The following is a 19,870-nucleotide window of genomic DNA, read 5'->3' as shown; positions in this document are numbered from 1 at the left end:
TTTTTAACTATCTATAAGGTGTGTCAACTAACTAGTGTTTATAAAATATTGAGAATACGCGAGTATTTGGAAGAAAAATTAACTTTATTGAGGGAGGTTTTGTATTTAATTATTTCATTGTTTATTTAATTCTCCGTTTTTTAACTAAAATATTTTTAAGATTTTCTAACGATAACTACACAGAAACAAATAATTGATATTCAAGTAACGGGTGTTAGAGTTGAACAAGGCGGTCTTTAAATCAGATCGTCTTGCTATTTGCTTCAATATATTTGGAATATTATGTTATTATTGGGTTGTAGAGTTATTGAAGTAACGGGGCAGGTTAGTTGAAAAAGGCGGTCTTCATATCGATATTTTACTAAAATAGCTGGTTAATAAAACAAGTGAGTGTATAAGTAATCTCAAGAAATTAAAAGTATTAGGTTGAAAAATAGAAACAAAAACCAAACAATTAGGGGGGATTAAATGGCAATACCACGTATGGTTGAAACAGTATTAAATGAGTATATTACCTTATTTAATGAACATTTACCTGAAACAATAGAAGGGGTATATATACATGGATCTATTGCCCTAGATGCATATGTAGATGATTCAAGTGATATTGATTTTATCACTATAACAAACCGTCCTTTAGTTGAGGAAGATTCAACTGTTTTATCTTATATTCATTCAACGATTGCAAAAAAATACTAAAAACCAGAATTGGACGGTGTTTATATTCACTGGAGCGATATGGGAAAACTCTATACTAACAGTAGTGATTTTAACCGTAAATATCATTTTTATAACAGTGAAAAACTATCTTTCGGTGATTTTTACTTTAATTTTAACCCTGTAACTTGGTGGATGTTAAAAAACAATGGAATAAACATATTAGGACCAGACCCTAAAGATTTTGAGTTTGATATTCAACCACAACAATTAGTTTCTTATGTACTTAAAAATATGAATGCATATTGGGCTAATAGGATTAAAACTGCAGAGAATTCAATTAATGACTTAGTTGCAATGCCTACGAACCAAATTGATTATGAAATAGAATGGACCGTTCTTGGATTACTACGTCAGTTCTTTACACTAAAGGAGTACGACATTGTTTCTAAGTTGGACGCTGGTGAATATGGATTAACGCAAATTCCATATGAATGGCACAGTATCATAGAGGAAGCAATGAATATACGTAAAGGTATAAAGGCAAGTATTTTCCGTTCAGATTGGGAGCGGATTGATAAAACTATAAGATTCTCAAAATATTTGATTACACATTGCAATAAAATGATAGAGAAAAATTTAACCTAACAAATATGAGTCTTTTATAGGAGGATTGTTATGACTGAAGCTTTTTATTGTGATGAAGTATTAAGTGGTAAAACCCAAGTAAGAATGGTGTTGGAGACGGAAAACGCATTAGCCTATTATCATACAAAACTTTTTGGCCAGTCCATATCATTGCAATACCAAAGAAACATATCCCTTCGTTAATTACATTGCAAGATAGAGATAATGAATTATTATTAGAACTACTGGGAGTAATTAAAAAGGTTGCTACTATGGTTACCGTAGAAAACGGAGCCTGTAGAGTAATTACAAACTTAGGGAATTATCAGGACTCAAAACATCTCCATTGGCATATAGTCTCTGGAGCACCGTTGGGATAGGTATTAAACTAAAGGTTGCAAGATTTGAAGATGAGATTGATCGACAGCTTTTCTTCTTATTGTACTAACTAACGGGGCAGGATTATTTAATAAGCGTTTTGGAATCCGAGTTTGATTTTAAAATAAAGAGATGTTATAATTTTCTTAACATTAAAGAAGGGAGTGAGAGGTAACAATGCGAATTTTAGAGGAGATAACCTTGAAAGTTAAAAAAATTGCCTCTCATTCAAGCGGATTAAGGAAGAGATTTTAATTTTATCCTCATGATTAAAACTTGGCAATTGTGAGCATGGGCTTTTGTATGATTTTAAGCATTAGCTACAGGGTTATTTATATAACTCTGTGGCTTTTTTATTTCTAATCATATTAATGTTGAGAATGCGGTCGCATTTTATAACTTCGTTGTTATTCTTCTCTTCTGAAGAGAGGTGACATAACAAAGAGCGTGCAGCTTTAATCTTGAAAACATGGAGGGTTGTTAATTTGATATTTGAATTGGAAAATAGTGATTATGATAAAATACCCAAGTTGATTGAAAATACAAATCATGAACTATCTATTGATGCAGTGATAACGGGAAATGTACCAGGGAAAATTTATGTAGATAATGTAATAGAGCCTTCGTCAACACTAATAGTGACACCAGAATGTAATGTAGTTGCGGATAATGCGAACAATCATTTATTTAATGGAGAAATTAAAAAGAAACTTCATTTCTTTGACCCAGTTACTTGTGACTCTAAAGAATGGGAAAGAAAAATACATGATATCCATTGTAATGTAGCTATGAAGAAATATAAGCGAAGATATTACCAGTTTGATGAACTACTCTATGATGATTTTTTGGAAGATTTGGATGAAAAATACACTTTGGAGTATGTTTATTCTGATAATCTCGAGCAGATACAATATGAAAATAGTAAAGCAATTAAAGATTGGTATATTTTTAGTAACATTCATGATGTAAAAGACTATTGTCTGGGATCTTATATAAGAACAGGCAATAAAATTGTATGCTGGTGTTTAGTAGATTGTATCGTAGGAGATAGAATTGAAATAGGGATAACGACACATAAAGACTTTAGAAGGAAAGGATTAGGGTCTATTTGTTGTGCAGCTACCGTAAGTGCTTGTATATCTAATGGAATAAAGGAAATAGGATGGCATTGTGTGGATTCTAATATAGGTTCCTACACCATAGCTGAAAAGGTAGGATTCAAGAAAATAAAGGAATATAGTTGTTTCACTCCATATCCACCAATTGAAAATGTGACGGACTTAAATAATGAACAGTGGAGTGAATGGGCACTTCATTATGAAAAAATGAATGGAATGGAATCCGTATATTATGAGCAAGCAGCGAAATGTTGGGGATATGCGAATAATATGGAAAAGACCATGCAAAACATTAAATGTCTCGCAGAAACGAAGCCGAAATTTTTGAATAAAGGCTTTTTGGATTTTGGAGGATTTGCATCTTTCCAAGAGAGAATAGAGTGGAAAAACTTCATAAAAATATTAACAACTGATGACCTTGAATCAAAGTTATGAACTAATAAAAACGCCAGATTCCAGAGGAAAACAGCAAGAAATAACATGGCTGTCAAAGATTACACTTAAACTGGTGGGTGCACGTTAGTTGAACAAGAGAGGACATAACATATTAGTCATATAAAATAGGTTATGTCCTTTAATTTAGTTTTCTTTTTTTATTTGGGTCTTGTTAAGTTTGTAGCTCTGCGTTTTTATAAGTTCAAAATGATGCTCCCATGGCTTTTGGTACAGCTAATAGAAGCTCTTCTTTTATTGCACTATAGGGTGCTATAGTGAAGCAAGGTGATCTATGAAGGTCGCCTTTTTCTTATGGTAAAATTCCAATAATATATTTTGAATATTATGTTAGTATTGATTTGTAGAGTTATTGAAGTAACAGAGCAGGATTGTTGAAGCAGGGAAAGTTATACTTGGAATTATTTATTAATCGGAGTTGAGAAAAATGTATAAAATTAATCCTAATGTAGAGTGCATTGAATGTATTAAATGTTACCACAGATATCCGTTAAAGGACTATTTTATAGGATGTCCAAGATGCTTTGAAAAAGGAAAGCCATCTAGCGTCTCCTTAAACTATAAAAATTTCAACTTGAATAATAACCAGTCTGGTTTTAAAAAGTATACTGATGTACTTCCCTATTTAGATTTTCCGACAATTGGTGAAGGTAGTACGCCAACAGTAAGGATGAAAAGACTAGGAGATGAATTGGGACTTGAAAATTTGTGGATTAAAAACGAAGGTCAAAATCCTACTGGATCTCACAAAGATAGGTATAGTCCCTTTGTAGTAGCAAGGGCTATATCATTAGGATTCGAAACAGTAGCTGTGGCTTCGAGTGGTAATGCTGGAGTATCTATTGCAACATATTCAGCAGCTGCGAACTTAAAATGTGTAGTATTAACTACGAAAAATATGAATCCCATTTGGAAACAAGCAATTGTACAAACGGGGGCAGAAATAATTTATAAACACAAGCCGATGGATAGATGGGAACATTTACAAAGATATGTATTAAGGAATGAATGGTATCCTGCTACTAATTTCATCAATCCGCCCGTAGGAAGTAATCCATTTGGAGTACAGGGTTTGAAAACTTTGGCTTTTGAAATTATAGAGGATTTTGAACAGCTACCAAATATAATTATTATTCCTTCTTCCAGAGGGGATTTGCTTTGGGGAGTGTGGAAAGGATTTAATGAAGCATTAGAAAATGGTCTGATATGTGATATACCAAAATTGATTGCTGTCGAACCTTTTCCTAGATTGAAAGCTGTTTTAGGTGGGGACAAATATACTGATAATTTTGAAGGGGATTCGACGCATACCCCGTCAGTTGGGGGAACAACTGTAACATACCAATCTATCCAAGCCATTAAAAACTCAAAAGGAAAAGTCGAAGTTGTACCATCTTTTAATGCAATTAATGAACAGGAACATTTAGGTAAGTATGGCATATATGCCGAAAGGTCTTCGTCTTTGGTATTAGGTGCTTTAAATCGTTAATTCAAAAGGAAGAAATTAAAAAAGATGACAAGATTCTTTTAATTATTTCTTCAAATGGTTATAAGGAATTAGCCTAAATTGTAGAGCTGATTTATCGATTACCATAAATTACGTGTTCATTAATTACGTGTTAAAGAAACGGGTGCAAGAGTGAAAGGAAATTAAGAAAAAAGAATTGCCTTCTTATTGATTAGTCGGTGATAAGATTAGCAATATTTTGTTATTATTAATGAATAGCGATAAGGAGCAATTGGGCTAGTTTGAGATTAAATTATTACCATATTTAAAAGAAAGTGGGTAATCGTATCTTGGAAACTATACTACTTACAAAAAGTGAAGTGGAAAGATTATTAGACATTAATCAATTGTATAAGGATTTAGTGGAAGCCTTCAGATATTACTCCAAAAGAAAAGAAAGAAATGGGCTTCGTGTTCGTTCCTCTTTAAAGTATGATAACTCAAGTGCCATGATACTATTTCCAGGGTTGCTTGCTAACATACCCGCTTTTACAATAAAGAATCATACCAAATTTCCTTCAGAAACACCCTCTATTAAAGGGGTCATTCATCTTCACGATTTATATTCAGGGTCATTATTATCAATAATGGACTCAACATATATAACTTCAGTTCGTACCGGATTATCTGGTGCGATTGGAACACACTTTTTAGCACGTAAAGATGCAAATAAGGTAGCTATAATTGGTGCTGGAGTACAAGGAACTCAACAATTAAGAGCATTAAGTATGTTAAGGGAAATTTCGGAGATCTTTATTTTTGACGAAAATAAAGAGAATGCTAAGCGAATGATTTCAAATCTACAACAAGAAATTCATTCATCATTTACTATTTGTCAAAGTCTAGATCAATCAGTTGTTGATGCAGATATTATCATTTGTGCTACATGGTCAAAAAAGCCATTTCTTTTTTCCAATATGATTAAGAAAGGTACTCATATCACCACACTGGGACCTGACGAGCCTAATAAAGCGGAGGTAAGTGCCGAGTTAATAGAAAAATCCTTGTTCATTTGTGATGATAGGGAGCTTGCTGTAAGTATGGGAGCTATAGGAGGAGTCGGGTTAGATGTAAGAGAAATTGATGCAGAACTTGGAGAAGTAATCGACAATAAGAACCTTGGAAGAAGAAATGATGATCAAATAACGATTTTTGGCATGGTTGGATTACCCTTTCAAGATTTAGTTGGAGCTTGGATGGTATATCAACAAGCCATTAAGGATGAAATTGGATTAAGAATTAACTTCTTACAATAACAATAAGCTCAAAAAAAGAATATTTAACTTCAAACAATTGGTTTCTGTAAGGTTAATTTTTATAGGAATTCTTCTGTAAGCTATAGAAACAAGGCGGTCGTCAATTGATAGCCTCTTTTTAAATGAAAGATATCAATTATGGCTGTGGGATATTATGTTAAAGAAGGTGGTAACCACATGATTGGAGTGTTCGTAGATCGTGGTGGAACAATTGGTGGGGAAGGTGGAGGAGTACATCCCTTAGATTTTAGTCTATATGATTATTCAGCTAGGGCCATAAACCTTCTTAATAGACAAGGAATAAAGGTTTTTCTTTTACTAACCAAAGTTGGATAGGGATGGGTAAGTTCACTGAAGAGATCTTTCTTGAGGGGTGCAAAAAGATGAAGCAGAAAAAAGTATGCTTTTCTAAACTGAATTTATTATTGTCCCCATAAACCAGAGGATAACGGTAAGTGTCGTAAGCCTCAAACTGCCTTATTGGAGCAGGCTAAAAAAGATAATAATTTAGACTTAAATAAGTGTTACATTATTGGAAATAGATTGAGTGATATACTTTCTGCTGAAAATGTTGGTTTTGATAGAAGAATGTAATTTAAAGAATTTCTTTATAATATGATTGATTTCTTCAGTCGGACCTTTAACATTGTCCTTAACAATTGGATATTTATGCTAAAATACATATAACATTAAGAATATTAAGTACTTCAACTAAAGGGGCAGAAGAGTTGAAAAAGAAAAAGGGAGATTCTAATTTTGAAAAAACTTATCTTCTTGATAATAATTTTGTTGAGTATATCTGGATGTAGTCAAAAGGATGTTGTAAACTTCAATAAAAATTCCACTCTTGTTATAGAAGAAAGAGTAGGAGATGAATCCTCAAATGATTATGTGGTCATCAACAAGATAGAAGATGATAAAATTGTCCAAAAGGTTATGGATATCTTTAAAAGTGCAAGATGGGAAACGAACATAGATGTATCTCTTGAACACGAACCAGATTATAAATTAAATTATAATTATCTTATTTGGATTACACCTAAAGGAAAAAATTTAGAAATAATTAATCGAGATATTAGTATTTATGTAAAGTTACCTGAAGAAGTTTCATCAGAGTTATTTGAACTAATGACAGGAACAGACTTTATATTAAATGTATTAAACCAAATTAAATATGAACTAATAGCATCTATTGCTAAACAAACCGGACTTGAAAAGGATTCAATAGAAATAATGGTAGGATCTGGCTCTGATTCTTTTGGAGAAAATATTGACGTATCAGTAGATTTACCAAAGGATGCAAAGATTGATGAAGCGACAATTCAACAAATAGTTAAAAATATTATTAGGATTGTTTCTAAAAAAGAAAATGTAACAATTAGCGAGGAGAATATTGAGATAATAATCGACTAACGGGTGCAAAAGTTGAACAAGGCGGTCTTTAAATCAGATCGTCTTTTTATCTGCTTCAATATATTTGGAATATTATATTACTATTGGGTTGTAGAGTTATTAGTAACAGAGCAGTTTAGTTAAATACTGCAATAGTATCATTAATCCTTGGTTCCGGACTACGCCTTTCGGAAGTGGTTATCATTGATCTGGATGATATCGATTGGAAGAAGAACACTGTAAGAGTGATTAGAAAAGGGAATAAAGAGCAATATGTATATTTCAGTGAACAAGCAAGCATAGATTTAAAGGAAGATTTAACTGTTCGGAAAGATAAATACCTGGTTGGCAAAAAGTACAAAGCTCTATTCATTGCAGCAACGATGGGACCAAAAGGCACCACAAGAAGACTAACGGGACGGTCTATTGAAAAATATGCAAAAGCTTTTGGTAAACCAGCCTTATCCGTTCATAATTTTATCTAGTTTACATAATACTTATTATGGGAAGTTATTAAGAAATCACTAAAACTCATCTCATAAATAAAGTATACTCATGATAGTGAGACAAAATTAAAAAAACGCTATTTTACATATTAAATTTTATTTTATAACACGCTTAAAATTATTTAACCATACAATGTGTTTTATCTAAAAATCGTTTGGCTATCGAATTATTCTAATGGGTACGCCGGCCAATCATTCTACTTAGACTAAATAACACTTGTCTAAATCTGTATCTATAGCTCATAATTACTGTTACATAATATTTAAAGTTTATTTTGTGGCTTTACTCGATTAAATATTTTAATATGTTAGTTTCTAATGCTCACATTATATACTTTGATAACTTGTCCATTTCTAAACTTATACATTTCCATGCATCAATTCGTAGATCATGCCGTTAAATTCGACGACCAAAGCCATTTTTTTCTTAATCCCTAGTGATATTTTCACAAATAATATCTTTTGCTTCTATTTCTTCTAACAACACAATAACTCCGGCTTGCTTAATTTACACAATAATCCCTTTTTATCCATTGTCATGGTTCTAGATCACTCCTTCACTGCTTAAATGTTCTTTAATTGAGCAAAAAATATGACAAATATAATATATTTATAACAATATTACACCCATTTTCTACCATCTAACCGCACATAATTGTTATTATGTGCGGTTAGAATGAAATTACAGTATAATAAGGTCATCGATTATCTATCAAAGGAGTGACATACACTGAAAATAGCCGAAAATATTACTACAGATCAAAAACAAGAAATTCTTTCGTACTATGATGAAGAGTTAGAAATATTCCAAACTTACTTAGAGGATTTAGGATATTCCGATTTTACGATCCACTCTTACTTTTATGATGTAAAGCTATTCCTGGAGTATATAAATCTTGGTAAAAGCGAATGTGTTGGGCTGAACATCGTATCTAAAAGAGATATAGCATCGTTTTTAAGAAAGCAGCATCAAAACGCAGCAAAATCTAGCCGAAATAGACGGTTAATGACCCTTCGTACTTTTTTAAAATCCCTAGTGAAGGCAGAATATCTATCATATAATCCGGCTTTAGAAGTAGATATGGCCAAACAAGAAAATGGTCGCCTGCCTACATATCTAAGTGACAAAGAGCTAGAACAATTTCTTTTATCCATTGCACCAGGACAATATCACATCCGAAATAGATGTATTCTTATGTTAATGAGTTTGGCTGGATTACGAGTAGTAGAAGTTTATAATCTAAACTTATCGGATTTAATTCGTGATGAAGACGAACCTGGTATCGAGGTATTGGGAAAGGGAAACAAAACACGTTATATCCCCCTCCCCATTCCATTGTATCAACTGTTGTTAGAATACGAGAAAATGTATCGAGGAGTTCCGAAGCCCGATCATGCAAATGCCTTTTTTCTTTCAAAGCGTGGAACTCGTATTTCCAGAAGGAGAATTCAAGAAATAACGGAAGAAACCTTTGAACGGTTAACCCAACAACCAGGCTTTCATTATTTAAAGCAAAAGAAATTATCTTCTCATAAATTACGGCATTCTTTTGGAACCGGGATGGTTCGTGAAGGTATAGATTTAGTGACAATTCAGCAACTGATGGGGCATACCAATCTTAATACAACTCAGATTTATACGCATGTTAACAATGAACAGAAGAAAAGAGCGATGAAGAACAAAGATGTATCCCGATTCTTTCATTAAAACACTCGAAAACCTCTAATTACTTATGTTTTTCAGTGCATAAAAACAGTCGTAAAACCTTGATATTATTGGGTTTTGGGACTGTTTTTTTTAATTCCACTTCGTTCTCAGGGGAATTTACTTTGTATTTATGTACAACCACCCAGATAATTCTCTTAGAATTCTCTTCTTACAGCATACGATTTTTTACAAACTTAATGAATGATTTTATAAGTTTACATAAATAAATTATGGTTAACTATAGTGATGATCAACAATTTATTTATCACCTCTTGAAATTCCAAAAGCAATGTTCGTATAAAATGACACTCGTGATTTTTTGCAAATATTAATTTATACTATGCTCTATACTATTTTCTACTTATTGATATATTTCCGAATTAAACAAACCACTTTCCCCATACACTTCTACAGCATGCATGCCATATACGAGCCCATTATTCCTTCCTTTCTATTTAATTAGTAAACAAAAATGGTAATTATTATAGTAAACTATAAATAGATTGCTAGATTCTTCAAGCGAGGTGGAAGTGCGTGCTACATAAAAAAAAACCTATTTTATCCATACTTCTATTGATTCTGATAATAACCGCTTGCTCGAACCATTCCGTAAACCAATCAAATAAAGTTGATCTCACCGTATCAGCTGCAGTCAGTCTGAAAGATGCTCTAGAAGATATTAAACAATTATACGAGGATGAAAATCCTCATGTGAATATTCGATTTAACTTTGGTGGATCAGGATCCTTACAGCAACAAATTGCGCAAGGTGCTCCTGCTGATATCTTTTTTTCAGCGGCAGAGGATAAATTTAATAGTCTAGTTGAAGATGGATTCATTAAGAAGGAAGATAGTACCCAATTGCTGAAAAATGAGCTCGTACTAGTTGCTCCGATTGAACATAATGGAAGTTCCGAATTTGAGGACTTACTTCAAGATGATGTACAGCGTATTTCAATCGGTACACCAGATACGGTTCCAGCTGGTAAATATGCTAAAGAAGCACTTGAATTTTACAATCTATGGAGTGATCTTCAATCCAAGTTTGTTTATGCGAAGGATGTTAGACAAGTACTAGCTTATGTAGAAACCGGTAATGTAGAAGCTGGTATCGTATATAAAACAGATGCATTGCTGTCTGAGAAAGTGGCCATTATCGCTACCGCAGACCCATCATCGCATTCACCTATTTCCTATCCAGTCGGGATTATTCACGATACGAAGAACTATGAAGCTGCTAGAGATTTCTATCAATATTTACAAAACCAAAATTCATTAGAGGTATTCGAACATTATGGATTCATTACTCACTAGTTTAGTATCAGAAGAATTTCTAAATCCGATATGGTTGTCTCTAAAAGTTGCTACAATCTCTGGTATTCTGGTCATTCTAATCGGTACGTTAATCGGACGACTTTTCGCTAGAATATCTTTTAAAGGAAAAGCAATAATCGAAACTATCATGATGTTACCAATCGTCCTCCCTCCTACTGTTGTTGGATTTTTTCTTATTGTCGTATTTGGAAGAAATAGTTTTATTGGTAAAATAATGGAATGGTTATTTCATCAACCTATTATGTTTACTTGGTACGCTGCTGTTGTTGCAGCTTCAATCGTTGCCTTTCCACTCATGTATCAATCAGCAAAATCAGCCTTCCAAGGTGTGGATAAAGATATTGAAGCTGCGGCTAGGTTGGATGGTGCAAGTGAATGCAAGCTATTATTATTTGTTTCGATTCCTCTGGCATCAAAGGTGCTCATCACTGGATGCATATTAAGTTTCGCACGTGCATTAGGTGAATTCGGCGCTACCTTAATGTTCGCGGGGAATATACCCGGTGTAACCCAAACTATACCTACCGCAATCTATGTTGCAATGGAGTCTGGTAACCTTACGTTGGCATGGCTATGGGTTTTTTCGATAGTTTTACTATCATTTATCATGTTGCTATTTGTGCGAGTTAGAGAAGAATAAAAATAAGCCATACAGCGAACTAGAAGCTGTACGGCTTATTTTTGTTCGAGCAACTATCTTTATCCTACTCCAAATCAATTCGTTCTAATGGCCGCTTCGCTGGTCCCTCTACTACCTCACCAGTGTAAGAAAATCTAGAACCATGACATGGACAATCCCAGGTTCTTTCTCCAGAATTCCACTCTACTTCACACCCCATATGGGTACATGTCGTATCCACACAATGGTATTTATCTTCTGGATCCTTATAGACACCTGCCCTTTTTCCATTGATTCGTGTAACGGTGGCGTCATCCTTGGAAAGTGATTTAATACTATTATCCGTAAACTCTAACTTTCCTTTAATTAAATGCTTGGCTACATCGGCATTAATTCGCGCAAACTTACGTAAGGAAGGGTCTGTTTGGAATCGAGAAGGTGAGAATAATTCAGTATATGGATTTTCATGACCTAAAATCTTGTCCGAGATAATTTTAGCGGCCAGAATACCATTTGACATTCCCCATTTCCGAAATCCTGTAGCAACGAAAATCTTATCTTCTTCCTCCGAAATTCTACCTATATATGGAAGTTTATCTAGTGTTGTTAAATCTTGTGCGGACCAGCGATATAAAATTTCTTCCACACCGATATGGGCTTCTGCAAAATCCTGTAATGCTTTGTAATGTTCGATTGTGGACTTACCTTGACCTGTTTTATGATTATCCCCTATAACAAGCCAAGCTTCCTCACCATTTATCGTAATAGATCGTAGAGAACGAGTAGGCTCCTCAGCTGTAATATACATTCCACCAGGATAGTTCTTCTTCGATTTAATTGCTAAAACATATGCTCTCTCTGCATACATTCTAGCAGGGTAGAAACCTTGCCCATCATAAAATGGAAAATGGGAAGCGACAAATATATTCCCACAAATAACTCGATGTCCCTCTCTCGTAATGATTGCGGGATGCTTATTATACTCTACATCAACTGCAGTAGTATTCTCAAAAATTTGTGCACCATGTTTTACCGCTTCTTTAGCCAGTACACTTAAGAATTTCAATGGGTGGAATTGCGCTTGATTTTTCATTATCAATGCTAATTTATGCTGCACCTTTAGCGGTATCGAATCCGTTAATTCACTATCAATCCCTAATGTATCATACGCTTTTTTCTCCGTTTCTAGCTGATTAACATAGTCATCCGAATTTGTATAAATAATCGCATCCTGTTCTTCCAAGTCACAATTAATGTCCAATTCCTTCGCTGTAGCTTCTACAAATTCTTTCGCTTCCATTTGTGCTTCATAATATAATTTCGCCTTTTCTTCCCCAAAATGTTGGATAAACTCATCATAAATGAGGCCATGTTGGGCTGTGATTTTTGCAGTAGTATGCCCGGTAGTTCCATTTAAAATTCTACCTGCATCAAGTAGAGCTACCGTTACATTTTGCTTAGCAAGTAAATAAGCTGTCGTTATACCAACAATGCCTCCCCCTACAATTCCAACATCGACTTTCATACCTTCTACTAATTTCGGATAATTTGGTATATCTATTTCCCGCCAAAATGGCTCTGGAAACTGAGGTAATTCTTTTGATTGCGCCATGTATAAACCACTCCTTCTTACCATGCATGATTTAGTTTGATATGTCATAATGAAAATATCTATAATCAGTATCCCCAATAATCGATGGATTTATATGGTATTCTTGTTAAATCAAGGAGGATTAAGATGAATGTTCATATTATCGTTAGTGGACGCGTTCAAGGTGTTGGATTTCGGTTTGCAGCAAAACAGAAGGCTATTGACTATGATTTAAAGGGATGGGTGAGAAATCTAGAAGATGGTAGAGTCGAATTGGAAATCGAAGGTACAAAAGCACATACCACAGCTTATATAAAACAATTAAAAGAAGGCTTTCATCCATTGATACGAATTGATGATGTACAAGTAACTGTAAATGAAACGCATCAACACTATAAAGCATTTGATATAAAATAAGAAACCGCTATTCCAAACGGATAGCGGTTTTACAATTAACGATCTTCAAAAAATTTACGATTTAATAGGATATATTCACTTTCCTCTTCTGGAACTTCATCTTCCATATAGATAGCTTCTACTGGACAAACTGCTTCACAAGCTCCACAATCAATACAAATATCTGGATCAATAAAAAACATATCTTTGCCTTCTTCTATACAATCAACAGGACAAACTTCAACACATTCCCCTGCTTTTTCTGTTTTACAAGGCGACGTAATAACAAATGCCATGTAAGAACCTCCTTTTACAAAATATAAACCTCAATAAATGCCATATTATAGTAATTATACTACAGAAGTTCAATTTTTTGTTCAAGCAATTACTAATAGAATCACCTTTTTCATTTTTTTCATACGATTTCTTTAGGGAGAGGTAATAAGGAGATAGATGTACAAGACGGACTATTATATCTTTCATGTCCTACTTCCTTTAAATACGCAAGCAGATCCAAATGTCACATTCACTCAACTTCTGATTAGTCTTACAATATGGCTAGATTTATCAGTTGTATTTATAATAAAAAAGAAGCTTACTGCAAGAGTAAGCTTCTTCCCCTTTATGAATTAAGAATTAATAAATTCAATAAACGTATCAATTTTGCTATCCAAAAATTCGATAGTTGTTTGATCAGTTAACATATCCGTCTCTACATCTACTTTTTGTCCTGCTAAATTGATTAACACTTCATTTCCTCCTGGTGGAAGTATTCTTGCTTGAATACCTGTAGAGGATAAAATATCTCGTAAATGAAGTTGTGCCCGAATTGTTCCAAGTACTCCTTGTGAAGCCCCTAGAGGAAATACAGGTTTATTTACTAATACTTTTTCCACACGTGAAGCCCAATCTAGAGCATTCTTTAATACCCCTGGAATCGACCAATTATACTCAGGCGTTACAATGATTACAGCATCAGCATTCGCTATCTCTCTTTTAAAGTCCTTCACTACTTGTGGGGGATTATTTTCGTCATCCTGATTATAAAATGGTAGTATATCAATATTTAAAATCTGCATATCAAATTTATCTTTGTAACGATCCTGCATGAATTTCGCAATTTTCATGTTCAATGACTCTTTTCGAATACTTCCTACTAACGTAACAACGTTCATTTTATTACCTCCATTAGTTGTGATTCCATTCCTGATTGTATTAAACTACTTATGTAGGAATGGCAGCAATTCTGCCATTATCGTACAGACTCTATTAAATTTCTTTAAAGTAATCTTTACGAAATCCTGCAATACGATTACTATCATCAAAAATGAAATAGAACTCTTCTGTCTCGTTTTTGACATCGTATACTTTTCCAGGTGTTAACTTATTATCTACAATGAATTTCTTTGCGTTAGCATGTACACATTCTATTTGTTTGATTGTTGGGTTATTCTCCCATTTTAGATGCATCATAAGTCATTTTCCTCCTTCAGTTAACATAATGCAATTATGGTAAACTCAGTTTTCTAATTAAATAATTTCAATAAATGTCCATATCCTTCTTCTTCCATCTTCTCTTTCGGAACGAAGCGCATTGCAGCAGAGTTCATACAATAACGCAATCCTCCATGTTCGGTAGGCCCATCTTCAAATACATGTCCCAAATGAGAATCAGCAGTTTTACTGCGAATTTCAGTTCGAATCATTCCATGTGACGTATCGAGTTCCTCTACGATTTCATAGCTATCGATTGGCTTCGTAAAGCTTGGCCAACCACATCCGGCATCATATTGGTCTCTTGAAGAAAATAACGGTTTACCGGAAATAATATCTACATATATTCCCTCTTCTTGATTATCCCAATACTCATTTTCAAACGGACGCTCAGTCCCTTTTTCTTGTGTGACGTGATATTGAAGTGGCGTAAGCTTTTCCTTTAGGTTAGATTTATCTATTTTCCACGTATTCTTTAGAAAATCCTCTCTGCCAGAGCCTTTTTTATACAGCCGGTAATGGAAGGACTGCTTCTTATAGTAATCTTGGTGACTTTCTTCTGCTTCATAAAAAGGCTTGGCAGGAAGAATCTTCGTAACGATAGGTTTGGAGAACTTACCGCTTTCAGCTAATGCTTGCTTCGATTTCTCCGCCATTTTTTTTTGTTCATCATTGTGATAGAAAATCGCAGTCTGATAAGATTCTCCTCGATCATTAAATTGGCCTCCAGGATCGGTTGGATCAATTTGTTGCCAAAAAGTCTGGAGTAATTGTTCATATGGCATTATTTCTGGATCAAAGGTAATTTGTACCGCTTCTACATGTCCAGTAGTATTGGAACAAACTTGTTCATAGGTTGGATATTCAACATGTCCTCCCGTATATCCTGAAACAACCCGTTTAATTCCAGGACGAGTGTCAAAAGGTTCTACCATACACCAAAAGCATCCACCTGCAAAAGTGGCTTTTTCAAATTGAACTGTCATATTTACTACCTCCATAAACTGCTACTATAATTCATTTTTTCCTTTTTTCATCGAAAAATCAAGTTTACTGCCTTATTAGATAAATAATTTTGGTGTGGATTGCCCTTCTCTCGATCGTCTTACAGGAGACTCCTCGTCAATGGTATTAGTAGTAATAGACTCCTGTTCTAGACTTTCAAGCTCATTACTTTCTTCTGCTGCATCCGAACTTTCCATCGAGTTAAATGCTTTCATCATCCGATACATAGCAGGCAAATTTCGAACAAGTGGTCCATATTGTTTTACTAATGGTGTAGCAGTATCTACTACACGTAATACTTGCTGCACACCATTTAATGTCTTCGATAAACCCTCTACGCCCCTAGAAGCCATTTGGCCAACGTTCTGTGTTTGCCCAACATTTGGCCCACTCCTACCTAAAAATTGCTGAACTAAGCCTGCTAACGGGTTATTTCTTGGTGGCATTTGACGATAACCAGAGTTCGGAAATGGAAAATCGTTTCTAGGGAAATTGCCTCTTGATTGTCTCTGCGGTGGGAATACCATATTGCCATCCCTCATTTCAATAGTTGTATCTAGTTCATTGTACGTACTGAATCGTAAAGCGTGTAGGCAAACAATATGAATAATAAAAAAAGAGCCTGTATTTCCCGGGGAACCGCAGGAAACTACATGTATCATGCGATATAGAGCGATTCTTGACGAAAGAGCGCATTTTTTGAATAGGATCCGGTTAATTTCCAAAACGGAAAGCTAATTTAGACCCTCTATGAGAAGGCTCGATAACTAGTTTCGTATGAATTTCACTCTTTAGAGCTGGTACATGAGAAATAATTCCGAGTAATCGATTGCTTTCTTGGAGATCCTTTAAGCAGTCAATTGCTTGTTGTAGGGAAATCTCATCTAACGTGCCAAATCCTTCATCGATAAATAATGTATCAAGTTGAACACCACCAGCATGGGCTTGGACGACATCTGCTAATCCTAGTGCTAAGCTTAGTGCCGCTTTAAATCCTTCCCCACCTGATAAGGTTTTGACTGATCGTGTAATCCCAGTATGATGATCCATGACTTCTAAGTCGAGCCCACTCTGTGCACCTCGCTTCGCCACTTCCCCACTTCGGACTAGTTGATAGCGATGATCTGTCATACGATCCAATCGCACATTTGCTTGTAGTAAAATTTCATCTAAGAAAGAAGCTAATACGTACCGTTCAAAAGATAAACGTAAGGCATTATTTCCACTCGATAAATCTGCTAATGATCCGACTATATAATAATCGGTTTCTAACTCCTTATTATTTTGCATAATAGTCTTTAGTCGTTGTCTACTTTCCTCATCATGCTTTTGTTTTGATTGAATGGTTAATAATCTTTCCTGCATTTGTTGTAGCTCTTCCTTACATAGATTAGCCTCTGCTTCCAACGCTTCTAAATTTACTCTTTCTACCTTTTCTAGCTGTTCGTTTAGTTCCTCTAATCGAAATTGAATTCTCTTTACTGTTGCTTCGTATGTCTCTATTTCTGTCTCTAGTTGTTTTTGTTGTTCAAGTGATAATTTTACTTTATGGTATTCTTCTATATTCGCGAATCCATTTTCGGCAATTGCAGTAAGAAACTTCTGCTTTTGCAGTTGATAGCTATCGTTTGTTTCTTGTTCAAATCCTTGAACTTGTTCTAAAACGGTCGTTTGTTTTTGTCGTAGCTCATTTATTTTCTCATAAGAAGACTTTAATTGCTCCCATTCGACCATCATTTGTTCATACTGTTTTTCTTTCTCGATTACGAGGTTAGTAAATGTTGTCGGATCTTCCACTTCGGTTGGTAATTGTTTTGCTAATGCTTCCGCTTTTGCAGAGGTTTTTAGTAATTCATCATTAAGCTCTTGCACATGTTTGGATATTAAATCAAACGTTTGTTTTAATTCTGTTTCTTTATTCTGATAGGTGACTTTTTTGTCTTGGATACTTTTTATTTCCTTTAGTTTAGTGGTTATTCCTTCTAATTTTCGTTTGATACTGTCTACCTCATTCGTTACATTGGCTTCCACAGTTTGAACTTGTTCATTCGTGAAGCCAGGGAAAATCGTTTCTAATTCAGCTTGTAGCTTATCAACGAAAGAACGCTGTGTTTGCCCATTCGTTTTATGGTTAACAAAATCCTGTTGCACAGCATCAAACTCTAGCTCCTGCTTCTGGATTAATGCTTTTAATTCTTCTAGTTCTTCCATGTTATGTTCGAATGTATCTTGTACAGCTTTATTCGGATGATGTGTAGACCCACAAACCGGACAAGGTTCACCTGGTACTAACTCATGGGCAAGCCATCCAGCAAATTGCTCATTTTGAGCTAGTAGTAGCTTATCGTACTTGTCCTTTAAATGCTTAATATGCTCTTGTTTTTCTTGATATTTTCGCTTAGCGGTTGCATATTGTTGCCTTAAACCAATTAGCTTGTGACTTTCTATTTGATATTCCGTTAATTTTTTCTTCCTATCCTCTTGTTCTATTAACGCATCTCTTGTTTCATAATACGCTTTAGTTAATGTCGTCTCTTCTGCTAATTGTGTTTCTAACTCTTTCATTTTAGCTTCTAATTTTTGTAAGTTTATTTGCGTTTGCGTTAGTTGATCATTGGCTTGGGTTTTCTTCTGCTCCAGCTCATCCATTGTCTTCGTTAATTCAAGATAAGTATTCACAAGCTGCAGCTGTTCTTTGCCACGTTTAATTTCTTCTTTTAATGTTTCGCGTTCCGATTCCTTACTTATCGCCACTTCATATTTCTGTTTCACGCTCTCATACTCTTTATTTAGCTGAGCTAGATTGGCTTCTTGCTCCTGTAGACGTTTAGCTTGTCTTTGCCACTCTACCTGTCGTGAAGCGGCTTGTTCTTCAAGTGGGACAAGTTGCTGAGCGGTTCTAGCAAGGTGAAGCCTTGCTTTCTGTTCTGCCATTGAAGATTTCTGCTGATCAAGCCGATGCTGTTGTACTAAGAGGGCTTGTTGTTCCTTAAACTTCTCTTCAATGATACTCGCTTTTCTGAGCTTATCCTCTACAAGTTTTAACTTTTCCCGCTGCTTCCCTATTGCTTCGTTTTGCTCAGTCGCTCTATTCTCTGTTTCTTCAATTTCTAGACGGAGTTTATCTAGTTTAACCTCATTAGTATCCGACTCTTCTATTTCAACATGTTGCCAGTCAATTTTAGATAGTTCATATTCCATATCCGCTTCTAGCTTTTTCATTTGAGTTTCTAATTCTTTCGCTTGAATTTTTAATTCATCCGTCATTTTTTCATAAAAATGGGTACGGAATATCTTCTGAAGAATGGCTTCACGTTCTCTACTATTTTCTGAGATGAGCTTACGAAATTCTCCTTGAGGAATTAGTACCATTTTACGAAATTGCTCATAATCAAATCCAAGCTTCTCTTCAATTGTTTCATTGACATCCTTAATACGAGAGGATAGCAATTGTTTTTCTCCATTGACAATCTCATACAGGATTGCCTTAGCTGGCTCTTCGGTGTAACCATCGCCACGTTCTTTTTTCTTTTGTTGCTTAGGATTACGTATAATCTCATACACGCGGTTATTTAGGGCAAATTGGAATACTACTTCAGTAGGCTCATCTATTGCTGCAAAATGGCTGCGTAGCGAGTCTTGGTCACGATCAGAGCCACTTGCTCTCCCATATAAAGCATAACAAATCGCATCAAACACAGTTGTCTTTCCAGCACCAGTGGGGCCAGTTATTAGAAAAATAGATTCATCACCTAACAACTCAAAGTCAATAACTTGCTTTTCTAAATAGGGACCGAAAGCAGTCACACTTAGCTTGATTGCACGCAT

General features: G+C 34.8%; 19 protein-coding genes and 3 pseudogenes. 15 read left to right on the top strand and 7 right to left on the bottom strand.

All coding sequences use genetic code 11. The features are described from left to right. The first annotated feature begins 468 nt into the window (after nucleotides 1–468). The 14 genes and pseudogenes from ACSKT4_RS11760 to modB all read left to right on the top strand — a co-directional run bounded on the left by ACSKT4_RS11760 (nucleotide 469) and on the right by modB (nucleotide 11,577). Entirely contained in the window at nucleotides 469–699 is a 231-nt protein-coding gene (locus ACSKT4_RS11760) for a nucleotidyltransferase domain-containing protein (protein WP_465823435.1), read from the top strand. Nucleotides 700–738: 39 nt separating this feature from the next. Next, the gene (locus ACSKT4_RS11755; RefSeq protein ID WP_186871491.1) at nucleotides 739–1,305 is read left to right on the top strand and encodes an aminoglycoside adenylyltransferase domain-containing protein; all 567 of its coding nucleotides are present in this window, start codon (nucleotides 739–741) and stop codon (nucleotides 1,303–1,305) included. Between the two features lie 30 nt (nucleotides 1,306–1,335). After that, nucleotides 1,336–1,664, top strand: a pseudogene (locus ACSKT4_RS11750) (HIT domain-containing protein). Nucleotides 1,665–2,147: 483 nt separating this feature from the next. Beyond that, on the top strand, nucleotides 2,148–3,215 hold the full coding sequence (locus tag ACSKT4_RS11745; protein ID WP_211741367.1) for a GNAT family N-acetyltransferase: 1,068 nt from the start codon (nucleotides 2,148–2,150) through the stop codon (nucleotides 3,213–3,215). Nucleotides 3,216–3,660: 445 nt separating this feature from the next. Further along, entirely contained in the window at nucleotides 3,661–4,722 is a 1,062-nt protein-coding gene (locus tag ACSKT4_RS11740) for a threonine synthase (RefSeq protein WP_465823432.1), read from the top strand. A gap of 308 nt (nucleotides 4,723–5,030) precedes the next feature. Continuing rightward, the gene (locus ACSKT4_RS11735; RefSeq protein WP_186869719.1) at nucleotides 5,031–5,996 is read left to right on the top strand and encodes an ornithine cyclodeaminase family protein; all 966 of its coding nucleotides are present in this window, start codon (nucleotides 5,031–5,033) and stop codon (nucleotides 5,994–5,996) included. A 177-nt stretch (nucleotides 5,997–6,173) separates the two neighbouring features. After that, nucleotides 6,174–6,332, top strand: a complete 159-nt coding sequence (locus ACSKT4_RS11730; RefSeq protein WP_186869720.1) for a hypothetical protein — start codon at nucleotides 6,174–6,176, stop codon at nucleotides 6,330–6,332. Nucleotides 6,333–6,413: 81 nt separating this feature from the next. Then, nucleotides 6,414–6,590 (top strand): HAD hydrolase-like protein, encoded by a 177-nt coding sequence (locus tag ACSKT4_RS11725; RefSeq protein WP_366481077.1) that lies wholly within the window; start codon nucleotides 6,414–6,416, stop codon nucleotides 6,588–6,590. 162 nt (nucleotides 6,591–6,752) lie between these two features. Continuing rightward, nucleotides 6,753–7,409 carry a hypothetical protein gene (locus ACSKT4_RS11720; protein WP_186869722.1) on the top strand — a complete coding sequence of 219 codons (657 nt, stop codon included), beginning with the start codon at nucleotides 6,753–6,755 and terminating at the stop codon, nucleotides 7,407–7,409. A 122-nt stretch (nucleotides 7,410–7,531) separates the two neighbouring features. Continuing rightward, nucleotides 7,532–7,861, top strand: a pseudogene (locus ACSKT4_RS11715) (tyrosine-type recombinase/integrase); the annotation flags it as partial. A 763-nt stretch (nucleotides 7,862–8,624) separates the two neighbouring features. Next, nucleotides 8,625–8,924 (top strand): annotated as a pseudogene (locus ACSKT4_RS11710) (site-specific integrase); the annotation flags it as partial. A gap of 6 nt (nucleotides 8,925–8,930) precedes the next feature. Next, nucleotides 8,931–9,602, top strand: coding sequence for a tyrosine-type recombinase/integrase (locus tag ACSKT4_RS11705; RefSeq protein ID WP_186869723.1), 672 nt, complete (start codon nucleotides 8,931–8,933; stop codon nucleotides 9,600–9,602). Nucleotides 9,603–10,136: 534 nt separating this feature from the next. Continuing rightward, a complete protein-coding gene (gene modA, locus ACSKT4_RS11700; protein WP_186869724.1) occupies nucleotides 10,137–10,916 on the top strand; it encodes a molybdate ABC transporter substrate-binding protein in 780 nt (259 codons plus the stop codon). After that, complete coding sequence (gene modB / locus ACSKT4_RS11695; protein ID WP_186869725.1) at nucleotides 10,897–11,577, top strand: molybdate ABC transporter permease subunit; 681 nt, start codon at nucleotides 10,897–10,899, stop codon at nucleotides 11,575–11,577. The genes modA and modB overlap by 20 nt, the downstream gene beginning before the upstream one ends. A gap of 64 nt (nucleotides 11,578–11,641) precedes the next feature. On the opposite strand, the gene ACSKT4_RS11690 is transcribed toward modB, so the two are convergent. Next, nucleotides 11,642–13,168, bottom strand: coding sequence for an FAD-dependent oxidoreductase (locus ACSKT4_RS11690; protein ID WP_186869726.1), 1,527 nt, complete (start codon nucleotides 13,166–13,168; stop codon nucleotides 11,642–11,644). A gap of 126 nt (nucleotides 13,169–13,294) precedes the next feature. On the opposite strand from ACSKT4_RS11690, the gene ACSKT4_RS11685 reads away from it, so the two are divergent. Beyond that, complete coding sequence (locus ACSKT4_RS11685; RefSeq protein ID WP_186869727.1) at nucleotides 13,295–13,564, top strand: acylphosphatase; 270 nt, start codon at nucleotides 13,295–13,297, stop codon at nucleotides 13,562–13,564. A gap of 35 nt (nucleotides 13,565–13,599) precedes the next feature. Here the strand turns inward: ACSKT4_RS11685 and ACSKT4_RS11680 are convergent, their stop codons facing one another. The 6 genes from ACSKT4_RS11680 to ACSKT4_RS11655 all read right to left on the bottom strand — a co-directional run bounded on the left by ACSKT4_RS11680 (nucleotide 13,600) and on the right by ACSKT4_RS11655 (nucleotide 19,870). Further along, nucleotides 13,600–13,839 carry a DUF362 domain-containing protein gene (locus ACSKT4_RS11680; RefSeq protein ID WP_186869728.1) on the bottom strand — a complete coding sequence of 80 codons (240 nt, stop codon included), beginning with the start codon at nucleotides 13,837–13,839 and terminating at the stop codon, nucleotides 13,600–13,602. 333 nt (nucleotides 13,840–14,172) lie between these two features. Continuing rightward, entirely contained in the window at nucleotides 14,173–14,718 is a 546-nt protein-coding gene (locus tag ACSKT4_RS11675) for an NADPH-dependent FMN reductase (protein WP_186869729.1), read from the bottom strand. Between the two features lie 94 nt (nucleotides 14,719–14,812). Further along, nucleotides 14,813–15,016 (bottom strand): DUF6501 family protein, encoded by a 204-nt coding sequence (locus ACSKT4_RS11670; protein WP_186869730.1) that lies wholly within the window; start codon nucleotides 15,014–15,016, stop codon nucleotides 14,813–14,815. 53 nt (nucleotides 15,017–15,069) lie between these two features. Further along, nucleotides 15,070–16,023, bottom strand: coding sequence for a peptide-methionine (R)-S-oxide reductase MsrB (gene msrB / locus ACSKT4_RS11665; RefSeq protein ID WP_186869731.1), 954 nt, complete (start codon nucleotides 16,021–16,023; stop codon nucleotides 15,070–15,072). A gap of 75 nt (nucleotides 16,024–16,098) precedes the next feature. After that, nucleotides 16,099–16,584, bottom strand: a complete 486-nt coding sequence (gene vrrA / locus ACSKT4_RS11660) for a VrrA/YqfQ family protein (RefSeq protein WP_186869732.1) — start codon at nucleotides 16,582–16,584, stop codon at nucleotides 16,099–16,101. Between the two features lie 172 nt (nucleotides 16,585–16,756). Next, nucleotides 16,757–19,870: an AAA family ATPase gene (locus ACSKT4_RS11655; protein ID WP_186869733.1), complete on the bottom strand. Its 3,114-nt coding sequence runs from the start codon at nucleotides 19,868–19,870 to the stop codon at nucleotides 16,757–16,759.

This window comes from Ornithinibacillus liuyingii, from assembly GCF_055550225.1.
This window is presented reverse-complemented; position numbering and strand designations above follow the sequence as displayed.